At 64.5% G+C, this 19,031-nt stretch carries 20 protein-coding genes and 1 pseudogene; 10 read left to right on the top strand and 11 right to left on the bottom strand.

Annotation, left to right across the window (positions count from 1 at the left end):
- Window positions 1-29 precede the first annotated feature (29 nt).
- The 3 genes from ACHMW7_RS27115 (at window position 30) to ACHMW7_RS27105 (ending at window position 3,018) form a co-directional block, all read left to right on the top strand.
- Complete coding sequence (locus tag ACHMW7_RS27115) at window positions 30-947, top strand: ATP-binding cassette domain-containing protein (protein WP_395448467.1); 918 nt, start codon at window positions 30-32, stop codon at window positions 945-947.
- A complete protein-coding gene (locus tag ACHMW7_RS27110; RefSeq protein ID WP_395448466.1) occupies window positions 944-2,086 on the top strand; it encodes an ABC transporter permease in 1,143 nt (380 codons plus the stop codon). The genes ACHMW7_RS27115 and ACHMW7_RS27110 overlap by 4 nt, the downstream gene beginning before the upstream one ends.
- Before the next feature lie 110 nt (window positions 2,087-2,196).
- Window positions 2,197-3,018 carry a DUF2066 domain-containing protein gene (locus tag ACHMW7_RS27105; RefSeq protein WP_395448465.1) on the top strand — a complete coding sequence of 274 codons (822 nt, stop codon included), beginning with the start codon at window positions 2,197-2,199 and terminating at the stop codon, window positions 3,016-3,018.
- A 261-nt stretch (window positions 3,019-3,279) separates the two neighbouring features.
- On the opposite strand, the gene ACHMW7_RS27100 is transcribed toward ACHMW7_RS27105, so the two are convergent.
- On the bottom strand, window positions 3,280-3,603 hold the full coding sequence (locus tag ACHMW7_RS27100) for a hypothetical protein (RefSeq protein ID WP_395448464.1): 324 nt from the start codon (window positions 3,601-3,603) through the stop codon (window positions 3,280-3,282).
- A 174-nt stretch (window positions 3,604-3,777) separates the two neighbouring features.
- On the opposite strand from ACHMW7_RS27100, the gene mbfA reads away from it, so the two are divergent.
- Window positions 3,778-4,761 (top strand): iron exporter MbfA, encoded by a 984-nt coding sequence (gene mbfA / locus ACHMW7_RS27095; protein ID WP_395448463.1) that lies wholly within the window; start codon window positions 3,778-3,780, stop codon window positions 4,759-4,761.
- 12 nt (window positions 4,762-4,773) lie between these two features.
- On the opposite strand, the gene ACHMW7_RS27090 is transcribed toward mbfA, so the two are convergent.
- The 4 genes from ACHMW7_RS27090 to ACHMW7_RS27075 form a co-directional block, all read right to left on the bottom strand.
- On the bottom strand, window positions 4,774-5,538 hold the full coding sequence (locus ACHMW7_RS27090) for an SDR family oxidoreductase (RefSeq protein WP_395448462.1): 765 nt from the start codon (window positions 5,536-5,538) through the stop codon (window positions 4,774-4,776).
- Window positions 5,539-5,804: 266 nt separating this feature from the next.
- A complete protein-coding gene (locus ACHMW7_RS27085) occupies window positions 5,805-6,149 on the bottom strand; it encodes an antibiotic biosynthesis monooxygenase family protein (protein WP_395448461.1) in 345 nt (114 codons plus the stop codon).
- Window positions 6,146-6,532, bottom strand: coding sequence for an NIPSNAP family protein (locus ACHMW7_RS27080; RefSeq protein WP_395448460.1), 387 nt, complete (start codon window positions 6,530-6,532; stop codon window positions 6,146-6,148). The genes ACHMW7_RS27085 and ACHMW7_RS27080 overlap by 4 nt, the downstream gene beginning before the upstream one ends.
- A complete protein-coding gene (locus ACHMW7_RS27075) occupies window positions 6,529-6,798 on the bottom strand; it encodes a DUF1127 domain-containing protein (protein ID WP_395448459.1) in 270 nt (89 codons plus the stop codon). The genes ACHMW7_RS27080 and ACHMW7_RS27075 overlap by 4 nt, the downstream gene beginning before the upstream one ends.
- An 85-nt stretch (window positions 6,799-6,883) precedes the next feature.
- Between ACHMW7_RS27075 and ACHMW7_RS27070 the strand changes: the two genes are divergently transcribed.
- Together ACHMW7_RS27070 and ACHMW7_RS27065 are read left to right on the top strand one after the other, a co-directional pair.
- Entirely contained in the window at window positions 6,884-7,564 is a 681-nt protein-coding gene (locus ACHMW7_RS27070) for an ArsR/SmtB family transcription factor (RefSeq protein ID WP_395448458.1), read from the top strand.
- A gap of 286 nt (window positions 7,565-7,850) precedes the next feature.
- Window positions 7,851-8,003 carry a hypothetical protein gene (locus ACHMW7_RS27065; RefSeq protein WP_184770089.1) on the top strand — a complete coding sequence of 51 codons (153 nt, stop codon included), beginning with the start codon at window positions 7,851-7,853 and terminating at the stop codon, window positions 8,001-8,003.
- A gap of 232 nt (window positions 8,004-8,235) precedes the next feature.
- Here ACHMW7_RS27065 and ACHMW7_RS27060 read toward each other — a convergent pair whose 3' ends face one another.
- Complete coding sequence (locus ACHMW7_RS27060; protein ID WP_395448457.1) at window positions 8,236-8,856, bottom strand: glutathione S-transferase family protein; 621 nt, start codon at window positions 8,854-8,856, stop codon at window positions 8,236-8,238.
- Between the two features lie 226 nt (window positions 8,857-9,082).
- Between ACHMW7_RS27060 and ACHMW7_RS27055 the strand changes: the two genes are divergently transcribed.
- Complete coding sequence (locus tag ACHMW7_RS27055; RefSeq protein ID WP_395448456.1) at window positions 9,083-9,433, top strand: YciI family protein; 351 nt, start codon at window positions 9,083-9,085, stop codon at window positions 9,431-9,433.
- A gap of 12 nt (window positions 9,434-9,445) precedes the next feature.
- Window positions 9,446-10,678: pseudogene (locus tag ACHMW7_RS27050) on the top strand (RNA polymerase sigma factor); the annotation flags it as partial.
- Between the two features lie 21 nt (window positions 10,679-10,699).
- Here the strand turns inward: ACHMW7_RS27050 and cysK are convergent.
- Both cysK and ACHMW7_RS27040 read right to left on the bottom strand, forming a co-directional pair.
- Entirely contained in the window at window positions 10,700-11,680 is a 981-nt protein-coding gene (gene cysK, locus ACHMW7_RS27045) for a cysteine synthase A (protein ID WP_395448455.1), read from the bottom strand.
- A gap of 155 nt (window positions 11,681-11,835) precedes the next feature.
- Window positions 11,836-12,453 (bottom strand): LysE family translocator, encoded by a 618-nt coding sequence (locus ACHMW7_RS27040; RefSeq protein ID WP_395448454.1) that lies wholly within the window; start codon window positions 12,451-12,453, stop codon window positions 11,836-11,838.
- 211 nt (window positions 12,454-12,664) lie between these two features.
- Here ACHMW7_RS27040 and ACHMW7_RS27035 point away from each other — a divergent pair, with 211 nt between their 5' ends.
- A complete protein-coding gene (locus tag ACHMW7_RS27035; RefSeq protein ID WP_395451456.1) occupies window positions 12,665-13,921 on the top strand; it encodes an Hsp70 family protein in 1,257 nt (418 codons plus the stop codon).
- Here ACHMW7_RS27035 and ACHMW7_RS27030 read toward each other — a convergent pair.
- From ACHMW7_RS27030 to ACHMW7_RS27020, 3 genes are all read right to left on the bottom strand, one after another.
- Window positions 13,918-15,663 carry a SulP family inorganic anion transporter gene (locus ACHMW7_RS27030; protein WP_395448453.1) on the bottom strand — a complete coding sequence of 582 codons (1,746 nt, stop codon included), beginning with the start codon at window positions 15,661-15,663 and terminating at the stop codon, window positions 13,918-13,920. The genes ACHMW7_RS27035 and ACHMW7_RS27030 overlap by 4 nt on opposite strands.
- Window positions 15,664-15,749: 86 nt before the next feature.
- A complete protein-coding gene (locus tag ACHMW7_RS27025) occupies window positions 15,750-15,992 on the bottom strand; it encodes a helix-turn-helix domain-containing protein (RefSeq protein WP_395448452.1) in 243 nt (80 codons plus the stop codon).
- 89 nt (window positions 15,993-16,081) lie between these two features.
- On the bottom strand, window positions 16,082-16,768 hold the full coding sequence (locus ACHMW7_RS27020) for a phosphatase PAP2 family protein (protein WP_395448451.1): 687 nt from the start codon (window positions 16,766-16,768) through the stop codon (window positions 16,082-16,084).
- A gap of 248 nt (window positions 16,769-17,016) precedes the next feature.
- Between ACHMW7_RS27020 and ACHMW7_RS27015 the strand changes: the two genes are divergently transcribed.
- A complete protein-coding gene (locus ACHMW7_RS27015; RefSeq protein WP_395448450.1) occupies window positions 17,017-19,002 on the top strand; it encodes a PhoX family protein in 1,986 nt (661 codons plus the stop codon).
- Window positions 19,003-19,031 lie beyond the last annotated feature (29 nt).

Here is a 19,031-nt window from a genome sequence, read left to right as displayed (position 1 = left end):
TTCCCCTGCTCCCCTGCCTACGGCACCCAATGAACGCCATTGAAGTCACCAATCTGGTCAAGCGCTTCGGCGACAAGACCGTCGTCGATCACGTCACCATGACGGTCGCCGAGGGCGAGATCGTCGGTTTCCTCGGGCCCAACGGCTCGGGCAAAACCACAACGATCCGCATCATGTGCGGCCTGCTCACGCCTGACGAGGGCGAGGGCCAGGTGCTGGGCTACGACCTGCGCACCGACAGCCTCAAGATCAAGCGCGAAGTCGGCTACATGACGCAGAAGTTCTCGTTCTACGAGGACCTGACGATCGGCGAAAACCTCGAATTCGTCGCCCGGCTCTACAAGCTCAGGCCTGTCGAGGAGCATGTCGCCCGGACGCTCGAAGAGCTCGGCCTGACCACGCGCCGCAACCAGCTTGCCGGCACGCTGTCAGGTGGCTGGAAACAGCGCCTGGCGCTCGCCGCCTGCATCATGCACAAGCCGAAGCTGCTTTTGCTCGACGAACCCACCGCCGGTGTTGACCCCAAGGCGCGGCGTGAGTTCTGGGACGAGATCCACCGCCTGGCGCGCGGCGGGCTGACCGTTCTGGTGTCGACCCACTACATGGACGAGGCCGAGCGCTGCCACCGCATCAGCTACATCTCCTATGGCAAGATGCTGGCGTCGGGCACCGTCGAGGACGTCGTGCGCAATGCCGGGCTGACCACCTTCGTGGTGTCGGGCCCGCGCCTCGACCAGATCGCCGCAGCGCTCGAAGGCCGGCCCGGCGTCGAGCAGGTCGCCCCCTTCGGCGCCACACTTCATGTCGTCGGCTCCGACAGGCAGAAGCTTGAGGCAGCCCTTGCCGACATCGGCAGCCGCGAAGGCGTGACCGTCGAGCCGGGCGAGACCAGCCTCGAGGACGTCTTCATCCAGTTCATGGCCGCTTCCAGGGACAATATGTCATGACCGCCAACGGCTTCTTTTCCTTTGCGCGGCTCGGTGCGCTGCTGACCAAGGAATTCATCCAGATGCGGCGTGACCGCATCACCTTCGCCATGATGCTCGGCGTGCCGCTGATGCAGCTGGTGCTATTCGGCTTCGCCATCAACAGCGACCCCAAGAGCCTGCCGGCGGCACTCGTTGCCACCAGCAACGACCAATACACCCGCGCCATGGTCTCGGCGCTGCAGAACACCAACTACTACCGCTTCGACCACATCGCCGAGACATCAGCCGAGGCGGAACAACTGATGGCCAGCGGCGAGGTCGCCTTCGTCGTCACCATCCCGGCCGATTTCGGCCGCCGGGTCGCCGCCGGCGACACGCCGCAGATACTGATCGAGGCCGACGCCACCGATCCCTCGGCGTCGAGCGGTGCTGTGTCGACGCTCGGCACCGTCGCCAACCAGGCGCTGCTGAGGGCGCAAGGCATGCAGGCCGCCGCGGCCGCGACGGCCAAGGGCCAGCTCGAGGTCGTCGTCCACCGTCGCTACAACCCCGAGGGCATCTCGCAATACAACATCGTGCCTGGCCTGCTCGGCGTGATCCTGCAGATGACCATGGTGATGATGACCTCGATGGCGCTGACCCGCGAAACCGAGCGCGGCACGATGGAAAACCTGCTCGCCATGCCGGCGAGCCCGGCCGAGATCATGCTCGGCAAGGTCTTGCCCTATCTGGTCGTCGGCGCGGTGCAGGTGACGGTCGTGCTGGTCGCCTCGAAGCTGTTGTTTGCCATCCCCTTCATCGGCTCGCTGTCGCTGCTTTTGTCGGCGATCCTGGTCTTTGTGCTGGCGCTGGTGCTGCTCGGCTACACCATCTCGACGATCGCCCGCACCCAGATGCAGGCGATGCAGCTGACCTTCTTCTTCTTCCTGCCGTCGATCCTGCTGTCGGGCTTCATGTTTCCCTATCGCGGCATGCCCGGCTGGGCCCAGGCGCTGGGCGAAATCCTGCCGCTGACGCACTTCCTGCGCATCATCCGCGCCGTCATGCTGAAGGGCGCCGAATTCCCGGCCATATCAGCCGAGGTCGGCATACTCGGCCTGTTCGTCGCCATCTTCGCCGGACTTGCCCTGTTCAGGTTCCGCCGCACGCTGGACTAGTACCGGCTTGCCAGCATCGTTTTGCGCATCCGAGCAACGTCCGGTGCCGCCGCCTTTTTCATCGCTGCCTGCTCTGCTAGGTTGCACCCTCCGAAGGGAGGGTGCGGCACATGCTTCGCGGCGGAATGAGGACCGTGCTGGCAGCGGCGCTGCTGGTCGTCACATGCCTTGGCCAGGCGTTGGCATCCGAGCTCTACACGACCGGCACAATCACCAGTGGCACCGCGCCCGAACGCCGCGACATCGGCTTTGTCACCTGCCTGCGCGATGTCGTGGTCCGCATCACGGGCGACTCCAGGCTGCTCAACGCGCCGCGCCTTGCCGAACAGGTTCGACATGCCAGCGAGCTTGTCGCCAGCTACACATTTCGCGACCGTATGAGCGGCACGCCGATCCACGACGAGCAGGGCAGCTACGACCGGCCGCACGATCTCACCTGCGTTTTCGATGAGGCGAAGCTCAACGCGTTTTTGAAGTCGCTCGACCGCAAGCCATGGCTCAAGCGTCCGCGCCTTGTTGCTGTCATCGGCATTCGCGACATGAAAGGGGCCGCAAGCATGCTTGCCAGTGACAGCCTTGGCCCGCGCGATCAGGACATGCGTACCGCGCTCATCGCCGCTGCCGACAAGCTGGCATTGCCGCTCGTCCTGCCGTCGCAAGCACAAATCATGCAGTCCGGCTTGAGTGTCAGGACTTTGCCGGCAGCCGATCCGGCGCGCCTCGGCACCTTGGCCCGGATGGCCGGCGGCGAGAGGGCGCTTGTCGGCACCATCGTCTGGAACAATCGGCCGGCCGGCTGGGTTGCCGAATGGCGCATTGCCGACGAGCCACCTGCTACGCGCTGGGGTATCAGTGGCGTCGGCTTCGACGATGCCTTCCGCAACGCCGTATCAGGTGCTGCGCAAGTGCTGTCGGGGCATGCCGACCCTTAGTGGCCTCCCTCCTCTCTTGTGGAGGCGAGGAATTCAGGTTCTGCGAGGTTGGTCCCTATGAGATTGGCGTTTCCTCTCCCTCACGAAGTGGGGGAGAGGTGGCCGCGTGGCGGCCGGTGAGGGCGGATTTGGCGGCGATGGCATTGGCGGCGTGGGCGCTTCGGCTTTGCTTTGACGCCCTCCGGCCCTCCGCTATGGCTCTGGGCGTTCCTCGTTAGAAAAGCCAGATCGTTGGCATTTCTTGCCTGCGGTCAACACGCCTCACCCCAGCAGCGACCGCACCCGCTTCTCGCCGCCTGCCTTGCGCCAGGCGTTGAAGCGATGGGTCGCTGCGGCAAACGAGATCTTCATCGCCTGGGCCACCGAGTAGCGCGACTTGCCTTCGTCGAACAGGCGGTAGCAGCATTCGACGCCATCGGGCGTCAGCTTGCCGTCGCAGGTCTTGTTGTGCGGATTGGCCGGGTCGAACTGTTCCGGCTGCGGTTCGAGCATGCCCTTGAGGCGGGCAAGATCTGCTTCGATGCTGGCGATCAGCTCGAGCACGGGCTTGGGGTCGATGTGATGCGCGTGCTGCTTGGCCGCCATTGTGCAATCCTTCTATCGGGTGAGATTAGGCTATATAGCCACACATTGCCCTATAACAAGGGACGTGGCTGCACCTTCTTCGACATGCGGCAAATAGATCACGCGCAGCGCGCGCATTGACCGGCAGGCGTCAAATGCATAGTTTAGAACTATTCTAAACTGGAAGATTCGCTGATGTTGTCCCGTGTCTTCGGCTTCGGCCGCCGCGCCTTCGATTCCTTGTCCGAGCAGGAGATTCTGGCGCTTGCCATTTCATCGGAGGAAGATGACGGTCGCATCTACCGAGCCTATGCCGACGGGTTGCGCGACGAGTTTCCGCAATCGGCCAAGGTGTTCGAAGACATGGCCGAGGAGGAGGATAGCCATCGCGATCAGCTCATCGAACAGCACCGCAAGCGCTTTGGCGAACGCATCCCGCTGATCCGCCGCGAGCATGTGCGCGGCTATTACGAACGCAAGCCCGACTGGCTGGTGCGGCCGCTCGGCGTCGACAAGGTGCGCGAGCAGGCCGAGCAGATGGAGCGGCAGGCCTATCGCTTCTACGTCGAGGCGTCCAAGCGCACGAGCGACGCCTCGACCCGCAAGCTGCTCGACGATCTCGCGCTCGCCGAGCAGAGCCATGAATCGCTCGCCCAGAAGCTCGAGCAGAAGCACGTGCCCGAGCATGTCAGCGAAAAGGAAACGCTGGCCGAACGCCGCCAGTTCATCCTGACTTATGTCCAGCCGGGCCTCGCCGGACTGATGGACGGCTCGGTGTCGACGCTGGCGCCGATCTTCGCCGCCGCCTTCGCCACCCACGACACCTGGCAGACCTTTCTCGTCGGCCTCGCAGCGTCGATCGGCGCCGGCATCTCAATGGGCTTCACCGAGGTGGCCTCGGACGACGGCAAGCTGTCGGGGCGTGGCTCACCGGTCAAGCGCGGCATCACCACCGGCCTGATGACAACGCTGGGTGGCCTCGGCCATGCGCTGCCCTATCTGATCCCGCATTTCTGGACCGCCACGATGGTCGCCGCGGTCGTCGTGTTCTTCGAGCTCTGGATCATCGCCTACATCCAGAACCGCTACATGCAGACGCCGTTCCTCCGCGCCGCTTTCCAGGTGGTGCTCGGCGGCGCGCTGGTGTTTGCGGCGGGGGTGTTGATCGGCAACGCCTAGCTGGCGCTCTTCTCAGTCCGGCGAAACCGACAGGTTCTGGCCGAGCCCGCCGTCGACCTTGATCTGCTCACCGGTGGTGAAGGTCGCGTCGAAGCCGAGAAACAGCACAGCGCGCGCCACCTCGTCCGGCGTGCCGTGGCGCTTCATCGGCGTCACTGCGTCGCCGATCGCCATGAAGGCGGCACGTTCGTCGGCTGTCGCGCCGGCGACGCCCATGGTTGGCGTGTCGATGAAGCCGGGGCTGACCACGTTGACCCGGATCTTGCGTGGCAGAAGCTCGGCGGCCAGCACTTTGCTGAACGACCGCACCGCAGCCTTGGTGGCGGAATACACCACCATGCCGGGCGTGCCGGAATCATCGGCGACCGACGAGGTGAAAACGATGGCGCCGCCTTCCCGGATCAGCGGCACAAGGCGCTGTGTGGTGAAGAAAGTGCCTTTGGTGTTGGTGCTGAACTGGCGGTCGAAGGAGGCTTCAGTGACCTGGTCGTACGGCTCGAGTTCGGAAATGCCGGCATTCATGTGCAGGAAGTCGATCTGGCCGAGCTTTTCGCTCACTTCGGTGCCAAGCTTGGCGATCTCGCGCAGGTCGGCAATGTCGGAGCGGACGACGTAGGCGTTGTCGCCGAGTACGCGCCGCGCCTCGTCGAGCGTCTTTTCGGTGCGGCCGGTGATCAGCACGTCGGCGCCGCCGGCGACCAGAGCCTGCGCGACGGCGAGCCCCATGCCATGCGTGCCGCCGACGATTACGGCCTTCTTGCCCTTGTAGCTACTCATGATCTGTCCCCTTTCGACCCGGCTTTGCCGCGGTGCAATCGACGTTGAGGTGCCGCCGTCAAGAGCGGCCGGCCCCTTTGAAGCGCCGTCTGCCGGATGATCCATCCAGCGAGCCCGGCGTCATGGCCGATAGCTGGGGCTTTACTTTCCCATGCTCAAGTACAGACAAAAAAGTAAGGTACTCACCAAATACTCAGAAATGGAGCATTCCGGGCAAAGAAGCAGTCAAAAACGTGCGGCAGGCGAGCGCGAGCGGCGCTGACATCTCACCCATGCACCCGCCTGCTATCTGCCGGCGCCTCCGTGCGTTCGGTCAGCCCGTAGTCGCGCATGACATGTGCGATGCGCAGCCGGTAGCCTGAAAACACCCCACCACGCCCGACCATCTGCGCCTGCCTATGCTCCTCCGTGTTGCGCCACGACTTCACCGCTTCCTCGTCGCGCCAGAATGACAAGGACAGCAACCGACCAGGGTTGGCGAGGCTCTGGAACCGTTCGATCGACAGGAAGCCGTCGATGCCATCGAGCAGTGGGCGCAGGTCGGAGGCGATGCCGAGATAGGCCTCGCGCAGGCCTTCAGCCGGCTCGACCTCGAAGATCACGGCGATCATGGCTTCACGCATTCCTGTTGCATGATCCCTGTCCGAAAAGTCTGCAACTTTTCGGGGTCATGCAAGGCCGCATGCGGTCCCGAAACCAGCTTCAGGAAGATGCGGTCCTCCTTGAGGATGAACTTCTCGCGCTTGGAGAATTCGTAGTTCTCCCGGCCCATCGGGTCAGCGGCAAGCCGCGCCCGATAGGCCTCGTAGGCGGCCAGGTTTTCGATGTTGTAGACGCCGTAGGCGGTCGTCGCCGAACCCTCGTGCGGGGCGAAATAGCCGATCAGGTCAGCACCGCAGCGCGGGATCGCCTGGCCCCAGCTGCGGGCATATTGCTCGAACGCCGCCTTGCCGAACGGGTCGATCTCGTAGCGGATGAAGCAGGTGATGGTCATTTTGGTCTCCGTTGAGGACGGTTAGGCGGGCATCGAAGTATCAGGCCGAGATGGCGTGGCAGGCTAACGCCAGAACGGCTTGCACTTTCGCGGCTGGCGTCGCGGCGGCTGATGCCGATGTCGTCGAGCTGTTCGTCGGTCAGTTCGGAAAGGTCGAGCCGTTGCAGGTGGCGGTCATAACCGCGGGCCAGGAACCTCAGCACACGGCGAAATGCCCCGTGTTTCGGGCGGTTCGGCGCGGTGGCGGTTTCGGTGTTCGTCGTCATGGCATGCCCCTTTCTATGGTCGGAGAATACGCATTGCCTGACGAGAATGCTTCGACTACCATCGAACCATGGAGGTAGTTGCGTCATGAAGGAAGGTCCCGATATCGCCCGCATCGCCAGCCTGGTCGGCGACCCGGCGCGGGCCAACATGCTGACCGCACTGATGGACGGCGGTGCGCTGACGGCAAGCGAGCTGGCGCTCGAAGCCGGCGTTTCCCTGCCCACGGCAAGTTCGCATCTCGCCAAGCTGATGGACGGCAAGCTTTTGACGGTCGCAAGCCAGGGGCGGCATCGCTACTACGCGCTATCAGGCACCGAGGTTGCGAACATGATCGAGGCGATCAGCGGCGTCGCCGCCCATTCCGGCCCGCAACGCGCCAGGCCAGGGCCGCGCGACAAGTCGATGCGCGAGGCCCGCGTCTGTTACGACCACCTCGCCGGCGATCATGCCGTTGCAATGTTCGACCGCTTCGTCGCCGAGGAGATCATCGTCCGCGACGACGATTCGATCCGGCTCGGGCCGGCAGGGCCGGGCTTCTTTGCCGCCGTTGGCATCGACACGTCGGGCCTTGGCAAATCGCGCCGGCCGATGTGCCGTGCCTGCCTCGACTGGAGCGTCAGGCGCTCGCATCTTGCGGGATCGCTCGGCACCGCCATCCTCGACAAGATCATCGCCGAGAAGTGGGCACGTCGCCCGGCAGGCAGCCGCGTCATCGAATTCACCCCGCCGGGACGCAAGGCATTCGAGAAACTCTTCCTCGCCTGACGGCAAATCTGTTGCCGCGGCCTTCAATCGGCCTCTGCCGATGTAACCGCGCCTCGAAACCTGTGGATAGTTTCGCGGCAATCGGCCGTTACATCCGTGGCGCAAAAGACACATCTTAACCAATGCCGCCCGATCAGGCCTAAATGCCCAGAAAAGAACGCAATTCAGCCCTGATCGGGCGCATTTTCACACGAAGATTAACATCGCGTTCACCGAAGATTCACATCCGCCGGCTATGATCGCTTTCACGTTCGGGACGAGCCCCGGGCGGACAGGGATAAGAACAATGGCTATCTGGAACCACCTTACTTTCGCCGCTGTGGCGTTTCGCGAATTCATCGCACCGACTTACCGCCCCGAGCGCCACTACATGCGCGGTCCGGGACCTGCCTGTGCGCGTCGCACCAGCACGCTCCAGGCGCGCGTGACGTTCCACTGATCATGACCGTTACCGGACGTCACGAAAGCCGCATCGCGCGGCCGACCAGCGATCACCGCTCGACCACCTTGCGCGGCGAACGCCGGGCGCTTGCTTCGACGCGCCTTTAGGCCGTCGCGCTTCGCCGGCGGCGCAAGCCCGGCTGCTTCAAGACAAGATGATGATCTGGCGTGCCGCATCCTTGCGGGCGCCGCACTTTGCCGATCGGCCCGGCCCACGGGCCGGTTCGCCCTCACCACATCTCGTGGCTGGCGTTGAGGTCCCTGATGACGGGGATGTCGCGCTGTGCCGCGCAGACGCGCTCGACATTCGCCCAGGTTGCGGCAACCTTGCCAGCCTCGGGGTGCCAGTGCACCAGCATCAGCAGATAGATGTCGGCAACCGACATGCGCTCGCCGGCAAGCCAGTCGCGGCCCTCGAGAGCTTTGTCGAGAACACCGAAACCCCGGTCGCTCTCGGCGATCGCCGCGACCTTCACCGCTTCGATGCCATGCGCGTCGGCCGTGTAGCGCTGTGCATAAAAGTAGCGCAGCAGTGCTGGATACATCACCGATGACAGGAAGGTGAGCCAGCGCAGGAAATCGGCGCGCCCGGGTGCATCCGCTGCGGGTGCCAGCCGTGCATAAGGATGGCGCTCGGCGATCAGCTGGCACATGGCGGCGGATTCGGTCATCGCATGGCCATCCGGCAGCACCAGCGCCGGCACCTGGCCGAGCGGGCTGATGTTGTGGAATTCCGCGGCGGGCCCGACGCCCTTGACCACCTCGATGCGCTCGAACGGTACGCCAGCCAGTTCGAATGCCGCCTCGACGACGAAGCCGCCGCTGCCGGCGCGCGTGTAAAGCCTGTACATTTTTTATCCCCCTGCCGCTCCCCGGCGGTCGGATATGGCATGCCGCCATCCTGTTCCTCAAGCCGGGCGGATGCCCACCAGAGCTGAATTTTCACCGGTCCAGCCAGCCATTTCCATGTGTTAGGCTCGGGGCCGAAAAAGATTCTGCTGGCCTGTCGAAATCCGGCGCGGCCGCGCGACGTCCGTTCAGCCGCAACGATGCGGCCGCAAACAACAGGAGACGACAATGCAGTACATGCTTCTGCTTCACCACGACGACACGCCGTTCGCCGCGGCAAGCCCGCAAGACCGGGACAAGATGAGCGCGCCCTACATGGCCTACAACGAAGCGCTGATCAAAGCCGGGGCGATGGTTTCGGGCGAGCGTCTGCAAGGCCCTTCCACGGCCACCACCGTGCGCGTGCGCAACGACAAGACCGAGGTGCTCGACGGGCCCTTCGCCACCACCAAGGAGCAACTCGGCGGTTTCTACATCATCGAGGCGCCGGATCTCGATGCCGCACTCAACTGGGCGGCGCGTTGCCCCAGCGCCAGCTATGGCACCATCGAAGTGCGACCGATCTGGCCGACCCGCTAGGCATGGCCGGAGGGCGCTGATCAGGCACGGGCGGCGGCGGAAGCCGCTGCCCGCCAGAGTTATGGCAGGCTCGTCGCTTATCTGGCGGCGCGCACCCGCGATGTCGCCGGTGCCGAGGACGCGCTCGCCGATGCCTTTGCCGCGGCGCTGGCCAAATGGCCGGAGACAGGCGTGCCGGACCGTCCCGAAGCCTGGCTTTTGACGGTGGCGCGGCGCCGCTCGATCGACCAGCGACGGCGGCGCCTGACTGGCGAGGCCGGCCAGGCCCATCTCAGGCTGATCGGCGAAGAACTGGAACAGGAGATGGCGCGCGAGAAATTTCCCGACGACCGGCTCGGCCTGATCTTCGCCTGCGCCCATCCGGCGATCGAAGCTGGCGTGCGCGCGCCGCTGATCCTGCAGACGATCCTCGGCTTCGATGCCGCGACCATCGCCTCGGCTTTCCTGGTTTCACCTGCGACCATGGGCCAGCGCCTGGTGCGGGCCAAGTCGCGCATCAAACAGGCCGGCATCCCGTTCCGCATCCCTGAAACAGCCGAGCTCGGCGAAAGGCTGTCAGCGGTGCTGGAGGCGATCTACGCCGCCTTCTCCGAGGGCTGGACCGACCCGGCGGGAACGGAATCGCGCCGGCGCAACCTTGCCAGCGAAGCTATCTGGCTCGGCAGGCTGGTGGTCCAGCTGATGCCGCAAGAGCCGGAAGCATTAGGGCTGTTGTCGCTGATGCTGCACGCCGAAGCCCGCCGCGCCGCCCGCCGCGACCCTGCCGGCAACTTCGTGCCACTCAGCGAACAGGACACGCTGTTGTGGGACGCTGAGTTGATCGCCGAGGCGGACGCATTGCTTCAGCATGCCGGCGCCTTCGACGGCATCGGCCGCTATCAGATCGAGGCGGCGATCCAGTCGGCGCACGCGGCGCGGCGCTTCGCCGGCCGCACCGACTGGACGGCGATCGCGACCCTCTATGCCGGCCTGATGACGCTCTCGGCCTCGCCTGTCGTTGCCGTCAACCATGCTGTCGCGGTGGCCTATGCCGGCGCGTTGCAACGGGGCATAACCCTGCTCGACGCCATCGATGACGCGAGGCTCAATGAATACCAGCCCTATTGGGCGGCACGTGCCGAACTGCTGTCGCTGGCGGGCAAACTTGCCGAAGCCGACCAAGCCTACCAGCTTGCCATCGGCCTTGAGACCGACCAGGCCGTCCGCGCCTTCCTCAAGCGAAAACGGGCTCTGGCCGCGCGGTGACTGCCTCTTGGCGTCGGATTGTTATCCCCCCAGCCCTTCGAACAGCACCGTCGAGAGATAACGTTCGGCGAAGGAGGGGATGATGATGACGATGTTCTTGCCGGCGTTTTCCGGCCGTGAACCGACAGTGACCGCCGCCTGAAGTGCGGCACCCGAAGAAATGCCGACCGGCACGCCCTCGAGGCGCGCAACGAGGCGGGCGTTAGCCACGGCATCCTCGTTCGAAACCTTGATGATCTCGTCATAGATAGTGGTGTCGAGCACCTTCGGCGCGAAGCCGGCGCCGATGCCCTGGATCTTGTGCGGGCCGGGCTGGCCACCCGACAGAACCGGCGATCCCTCAGGTTCGACCGCCACGACCTGCAGCGAAGCCTTGCGCTTCTTGATCACCTGGCCGACGCCGGTGATCGTGCCGCCGGTGCCGATGCCGGCAACAAGGATGTCGATCGACCCTTGCGTGTCGTTCCAGATCTCTTCGGCGGTAGTCGCGCGGTGGATCTCGGGATTGGCGGGGTTCTCGAACTGCTGCGGAATGACGGCGTTCGGAATGGTCTGCACCAATTCCTCGGCCTTGGCGATGGCGCCCTTCATGCCTTTGGCGCCTTCGGTCAGCACCAGCTCCGCACCGAGCAGCGCCAACATCTTGCGGCGCTCGATCGACATCGTCTCGGGCATGGTCAGGATCAGCTTGTAGCCCTTGGCGGCGGCGGCGAAGGCAAGTGCGATGCCGGTGTTGCCCGAGGTCGGTTCGATCAGCGTGCTCTTGCCAGGCGTGATGCGGCCGTCGGCCTCCAGCGCTTCGACCATGGCGACGCCGATGCGGTCCTTGACGCTGGCGATCGGGTTGAAGAATTCGAGCTTGGCGATGAGGTTCGCCACCACGCCCTTTTCCCTGGCGAATTTGTCGAGCCGCACCAGCGGGGTATCGCCGATGGTTTCGGTGATCGAGCCATAGATGCGTCCACGACCGGGCACGCGCGTGGAGGTAACGGGCTTGTTCATCGATTTCGCTCCCGAAATAGGCCTGAGATTTGAACTGCGAAGATAGGGTGTCGCCGGGCAAATTCCGAGTGGGTACCGTGCTGATTAGGGTTGGTTCACGGAAACATGTTTCCGTGAACGCCAAATCAGAGGAATGAAATTCCAGGTTGGTGTCGTTACTGACGGACGGCGATCGCGGCTGCGGCACCCGCCATGAAGCCGGCGGCCGTGCGGTTGAGCAGCTTGAGCGCGCGCGGCGTCTTGAGAAACCAGCGTGCCTTCGAGGCTAGCAGCAGATAAGGCACCAGCACGACCATCAGCACGGCGACCGTGATGGCAACGAGAATGCCGTAGTCGCCAAGCGTCAGCGAATGCAGGTCGACCACCGTCGGCGTGATCGCCAGGTAGAAGATCATCGTCTTGGGATTGCCCAGCGTCACCGTTAGCCCGGCGAGGAAGCTCGACAAAAGCCCGCCCTTGCCCTTCTTCGCCTCGACCGTCTCGGGCGTGATGCCGCTGGTCCAGAAGTTCCAGGCGAGCCAGGCAAGATAGGCGACGCCGAACCACTTGACCGCCAGAAACACCATGCCGAACGACTGGGCAACGAATGCCAGCCCAAGCACCACGGCGGTGAGATAGGTCAGGTCGCCGACCACCAGTCCGAGCGACATCGCCAGCGACGAACGGAAGCCCGAACCGAGCGCGCGTGCGACGAGTGCCGTCACGCCGGGGCCGGGAATGGCGGCAGCGACCGCGAGCGCGCCGCTATAGGCAAGGAATCCTGCAAGGGTCATGGCAGCTTCTCGGCTCAGTTGTTAGCTGCCGATATCGCACGAAAGCGGTCCGCTTGGAATGTCGCGGGGGTTGGGCCAGCGATCACATTTTGTCGGAAAATACCTTGAAGACATCGACATTCCTCCGCCCGTCGTGTAGGCGCACGGTCCGATTGCGGCCCGGTAGAAACGCGAGGGTCGCCCATTCATGCAGAAAATTCAGGACGAGACGATGCGACCGGCTTTCGGCGGCATAGACTTCGGCACTTCCAATTCGACCGTCGGCGTGATCGAAAACGGCCGCCCGCGGCTCGTCGCCCTTGAAGGCGACAGCGTCACGCTGCCATCGGCCATCTTCTTCAACTTCGAAGACAACCAGACAGCGCTCGGCCGCCGCGCCATCGGCGAATACACCGACGGTGCCGAAGGCCGCCTGATGCGTGCGCTGAAGAGCGTGCTCGGTTCATCGCTGGTGCACGAAAAGACCCGCATCAAGGCGCGCTACATCGCCTTCACCGACATCGTCGGCATGTTTGTCGGCCACCTCAAGGATCGCCTCGAAGGCCATGTCGGCGGCCCGGTCGAAAACGTCGTGCTCGGCCGCCCGGTGCAGTTCGTCGACGACAATCCCGAAGCCGACGCGGCAGCCCAGAGCGAGCTTGAAAAGGCCGCCCGCGCGCAAGGTTTCAAGCATATCGACTTCCAGTTCGAGCCGATCGCCGCCGCCCTCGACTACGAGCGCACGGTGACGCGCGAAGAGCTGGCGCTGATCGTCGATATGGGCGGTGGTACGTCCGACTTCTCCATCGTCCGCGTTTCGCCCGAGCGTGCCGCCTCCGGCGACCGCAAGGCCGACATCCTCGCCAATCGCGGCGTCCATATCGGCGGTACCGATTTCGACCGCCTGCTCAGCATCGCCCACGTCATGCCCGAGCTCGGCTATCTCACCCAGACCAAGGACGGCAAGCGCAACCTGCCGGCGGGCTATTTCATCGATCTGGCGACCTGGCAGCGCATCAACCTGCTTTACACGCCCAAGGCCAAGCTCGACCTGCGCCAGATCCGCTTCGAGGCAGCCCGCCCCGACCTCATCGACAGGCTGATCGAGGTCGTCGACCAGCGTTTCGGCCACGCCTTGGCGACCAAGGTCGAAAAGGCCAAGATCGAGCTGACCGACGCTGCCGACGCCGCCATCGACGTCGCGCTGCCAGGAGCGAAGTTCACCGCGCCGCTCACCAGGCAAGGTCTCGAAGACACCATCCGCGGCGCCGTCGAACGCGTCACCGCGACCGTTGCCGACACGCTCGCCGAAGCGCAGGTTGGCGCAAAGGACATCACAGCAGTGTTTCTGACCGGCGGCTCGACCGCCATCCCGCTGGCACGCGAGAGCATTCTGGCATTGGTGTCAGGCGCCCAGATCGTCCAGGGCGACGCCTTCGGCTCGGTCGGCCTCGGCCTCGCCCTCGACGCCCAGCGCAAGTTCGCCTAACGCTCCAGGGTGGCGGCCTTCCCGGGCTTGAGCAGGTCGAGTGCGTCCTTCACCGAGGCGGCGTAGCTGACGGCGGGGTACTTGACGCCGTGGTTGATCAGCATCCGCCGCGTCTGCGGCGATGCTCCCGTGATGAAGAAGCGGACGCCTGCCTGCCGTGCCTTGCGCGCGGCGCCTTCGAGCACGTTCGCCGCCGTTGAATCGAGAAACGGCACGCCCGAACAGTCGAGGATGAAGTTCTTGCGCTGGTCGGCGATGCGGTCGAGCACGGCCCCCACCGTCGAGGCCGCGCCGAAGAAGAACGCCCCCGAGATACGGTAGATGACGGTGTCGGCATCGCCCGCATCGCTCGCCTCATAGGCGTGGCGGCTGCCATTGGTGGCGTCGGCGACATCCTCCTGCACCAGCGGCTGATCGCTCTCCACCGCGATGCTTTTTGCCATGCGGTCGATGAACAGGATCGAACCGAGCGCGAAGCCGACGACGATGCCTTCGGTCAGGTCGCGGAACACCACCAGCAGGAATGTGACCATCAGCACCAGCGCGTCGCCCCATGACGAGCGGATCAGCGTCGCGAAGGCCTGTTTTTCAACCATGTTCCAGGCCACGACCGCGAGTACGCCGGCCAGTGCAGCGAGCGGGATGTAGGCGGCAAGCGGTGCTGCCACCAGCATGAAGGCGAGCAAGAACACCGAATGCAGCATGCCTGATACCGGGCCGTGCGCGCCCGCCCGCACATTGGTTGCCGTTCGGGCAATCGTACCGGTCACGCAGACGCCTCCAAACAGCGCGGCACCGATATTGGCAAAGCCTTGTGCCACCAGTTCGCAATTCGAGCGATGCCGCCTGCCGGTCATGCCGTCGGCGACGACGGCGGACAGCAGTGACTCGATCGCGCCGAGAAGCGCGAAGGCAAGTGCGTCCGGCAGCACCGCAATCGCCTTGTCTACGCTGAAGGTGGGCAGGGCAGGCCAGGGCAGGCTGCGGGGAATGCCGCCAAAGCGCGTGCCGATGGTCTCTACCGGCAGGGCCAGTAGTGCTACGGCCACGGATGCGACGCCGACGGCGATCAGCATGCCCGGCCAGCCCGGGCGCCAGCGCTTGAGCACCAGGATGGTGCCGATGGTCAGCAGTGTCACCGCCAGAGCCGCGGTGTTGACCGTGCCCATCGCGTCCGTCAGCGCCAACAGCTTCGGCACCAGCGGACCCGGTTCCTTGCCACCGAGCGTCAGTCCGAACATCTCGCTGATTTGGCTGGCGAAGATGATCACGGCGATGCCTGCGGTGAAGCCCACCGTCACTGGATAGGGAATGAATTTGATATAGGTGCCGAGCCTGAGGAAGCCGATGGCGAGCAGGATGACACCTGACATCATCGTGGCGAGGATTACCCCTTCGACGCCCTCGCGCGCCACGGTTGCTGCCACCAGCACGATGAAGGCGCCGGCCGGCCCGCCGATCTGGAACCGGCTGCCGCCGAAAGCCGAGACGATGAAGCCGCCGACGATTGCCGTGAACAGCCCTTTGTCAGGCGACACGCCCGATGCGATGGCGATTGCCATCGACAATGGCAGAGCCACGATTGCCACCGTCAGGCCTGATATCGCGTCGGCCTTGAATTGCCTTGTGCCATAGCCCTCGCGCAAAACCGTCACCAGCTTGGGCGTGAACAGTTCCGCAAAGGTCGGTTGCCTGTGCTGTCCTGACTGGTACCGTCCTGAATTGCCGCCTGCATCCATCATCCGTACCACTGGAAACGCGGGCGGGATCGTCGGCAATACTGTCGGCGGTCGCCGTCGCGACTACATCATGCGGATTGCCGGAAGCCTCAGGCCTTTTTCTTGAGGCGTACGCCCCGGCCGCCCGTCTCGTTCTCGCCGATCAGTTCCACCCCGGCATCTTCGATCGCCTGGACGACCTTGGTCAGCGTGTCGACCACGCCACGCACCACGCCCTCGCTCGCTTCCATGCGCTGGATCGTCGGCACCGAGACGCCGGCCAGTTCGGCGAGCGTCTTCTGGTCGATGCCTGCCAGCGCTCGTGCGGCGCGCATCTGTGCGGCTGTGATCACTGAGATGTTCCCGTCTCGATCCGCACTATGAATGTATCATACATTCATAGTGATGTTTCAAGCATCATTATTGATGCTTGGAGCATGTTCTATGCCTCGCCGCCATCCGACCGCATCAAGGCGCGGCTAACCAGCCAGCACAGCGTCGCCCAGGCAAAGCCGGCGCACCAGCCGGCGAGCACGTCAGACGGCCAGTGCACGCCGAGATAGACACGGCTGATGCCGACCATCAGCGTCGTCAGCACGGCGACGCCGAACACGAACACCGTCGTCGCCCGTCCGGGCAGGAAGCGTGCAAACAATGCGCCGAGCGTCAGGTACGTCACCGCCGACAGCATCGCGTGCCCGCTCGGAAAGCTCATTGTGTGGACCTGCGCCAGATGCGGCACGAGGTCGGGCCTTGGCCGGTCGATGCCGAGCTTGAGCAGGCTCGACAGCACCTGGCCGCCGGCCACCGAGGCGAACACGAACAGCGCCGGGCCCCAGCGCTTGGTGACGCCAAGAAAGATGATGGTGATCGCGGTGATGTAGATCAGCACCGCGGCACTGCCGAGCGCGGTGATATCGCGCATCGCCTCCTCCACCCAGGAAGGGCCGATGGGATCAGCCGTGTTGCCGGCCTCGCGGAAGAACAGCAATATGTCGGTGTCGAAGGCATGCGGCGCCGCATCGCGGGCGATCTCGGACAGCTCGACAAAGCCCCACAGGCCGCCGGCAATGATGATGCCCGCCGCCAAAAGCGAAAACTCGATCCTGTGCCACAGTTTCTGCTGCATCGCGTCCTGCCGTTCCGTTCAGCCTTGGGGCCGTTCCGCCCTTGGGATGGCCGCTTCCGGGCCAGTTCGCAACAGGTGGGGATGGCTTTCCCAAAGAAAAGGCGTCCATGCAAAGGTCGCAGCCCGGCCTCGCCGGTCACGCTTTGGCGTGCTGTGGATTTTCGACCAAATTGTCATGCTGTTGTTATGCTCGGCAACTAGCGGTCTCGGCGAACCCCAAGCCGAACACCCAGCCAGAGGTCGACGCCATGAACCAGCCCCACGATCAGAAATTCCGCACCTCGATGCTCGAGGAGAATGACGGTCCCGGCCACAACCCGACCGACAACCGCACCATGGGCGACATCATCGCCCGGCGCTTCTCCCGCCGCGGCTTCCTCCAGGGCTCGCTCGCCGTCTCGGCCATCGCCGCCACCGTCAGCCCGATCGCCATCCTGCTCGCCGACGATGCCCGCGCCGCCTCGGCATCCGCCTTCGCCTTCGACGAGATCGAGGCCGGCATCGACGACAAGCACCATGTCGCCGCGGGCTACGATGCCGACATACTGCTGCGCTGGGGCGATCCGATCTTTGCCGATGCCCCTGAATTCGACCCCACCAACCAGTCGGCGGAAGCGCAGGCCAAGCAGTTCGGCTACAACAACGACTATGTCGGCTACATCGAGCTCGAAGGCTCGTCCGAGCACGGCCTGCTTGTCGTCAACCACGAATACACCAACGAGCACCTGATGTTCCCCGGCATCGTCAAGATCGTCGAAGGCAAGATCGACGTTGCGCCGGCCGACCAGAAGCGCGTCGACATCGAGATGGCCGCCCATGGTGGTTCGATCGTCGAGATCCGCAAGGACGCGGGCAAGTGGCAGGTCGTCCGCGACGGCAAGCTCAATCGCCGCATCACCTCGACCACCGAGATGCAGCTGACTGGCCCGGCCGCCGGCCACGATCGCCTCAAGACCAATGCCGATGCCTCGGGCACCAAGGTCTTCGGCACGCTCAACAACTGCGCCGGCGGCGTCACGCCCTGGGGCACCTACATCATGGCCGAGGAAAACTTCCACGGCTATTTCGGCGGCGAGCTTGCGGCCGACCATCCCGAAGCCGCCAACTACAAGCGCCTTGGCGTGCCGGAAGGCACCTATGAGTGGTTCAAGTTCTACGACCGCTTCGACGTCTCCAAGGAGCCCAACGAGCCCAACCGCTTCGGCTGGATCGTCGAGGTTGACGTCAACGATCCGAACGCGCTGCCGAAGAAGCGCACTGCACTTGGCCGCTTCAAGCATGAAGGGGCCGAGTCCATCGTCGCCGCCGACGGCCGCGTCGTCTTCTATCTCGGCGACGACGAGCGCTTTGACTACGTTTACAAGTTCGTCACCGCGGGCAAGTTCAACCCCAACGACCGCGCCGCCAATCTCGACCTGCTCGACGAAGGCACGCTCTACGTCGCCAAGTTTGCTGAGGACGGCTCGTTCGCCTGGTTGCCGCTGGTCCAGGGCGAGGGCCCGCTGACCGCCGACAACGGCTTTGTCAGCCAGGCCGACGTGGTCATCGAGGCCCGCCGCGCCGGCGACCTGCTCGGCGCCACCAAGATGGACCGCCCCGAAGACATCCAGCCCAATGCCGTCAACGGCAAGGTCTATGTCATGCTGACCAACAACACCAAGCGCAAGGCCGACCAGGTCGACGCCGCCAACCCGCGCGCCGAAAACGCCTTCGGCCACATCATCGAGCTGGTCGAAGACGCAGGTGATTTCGCCGCTACCAAGGGCAAGTGGGAAGTGCTGCTCAAATGCGGCGATCCCTCGGTCGCCGAGGTCGGGGCCTCGTTCTCGACCTCGACCACGCAGAATGGCTGGTTCGGCATGCCCGACAACTGCGCCGTCGATTCCGCCGGCCGCCTCTGGGTCGCCACCGACGGCAACAATCCCAAGGCCACCGGCCGTACCGACGGCCTGTGGGCGGTCGATACCGAAGGCGAGGCGCGCGCCACCTCGAAGCTGTTCTTCCGCGTGCCGGTAGGTGCTGAAATGTGCGGCCCGCTGTTTGCGCCCGACGACCAGACCGCCTTCGTCGCCGTCCAGCATCCCGGCGACGGCGGCGAGGATTGGGAAGGCTTTGGCCGTCCGTCCTACTACGAGGACCTGTCGACCCGCTGGCCCGACTTCAAGCCCGACATGCCGGTGCGTCCGGCCGTCGTCGCCATCACCAGGCAGGGCGGCGGCAAGATCGCCGTCTGATGGCTGCGACAGATTGATGAAGGAAGACG

This window comes from Aminobacter sp. UC22_36 (assembly GCF_044056035.1).
In the GTDB taxonomy this organism is placed as follows: domain Bacteria; phylum Pseudomonadota; class Alphaproteobacteria; order Rhizobiales; family Rhizobiaceae; genus Aminobacter.
This window is presented reverse-complemented; position numbering and strand designations above follow the sequence as displayed.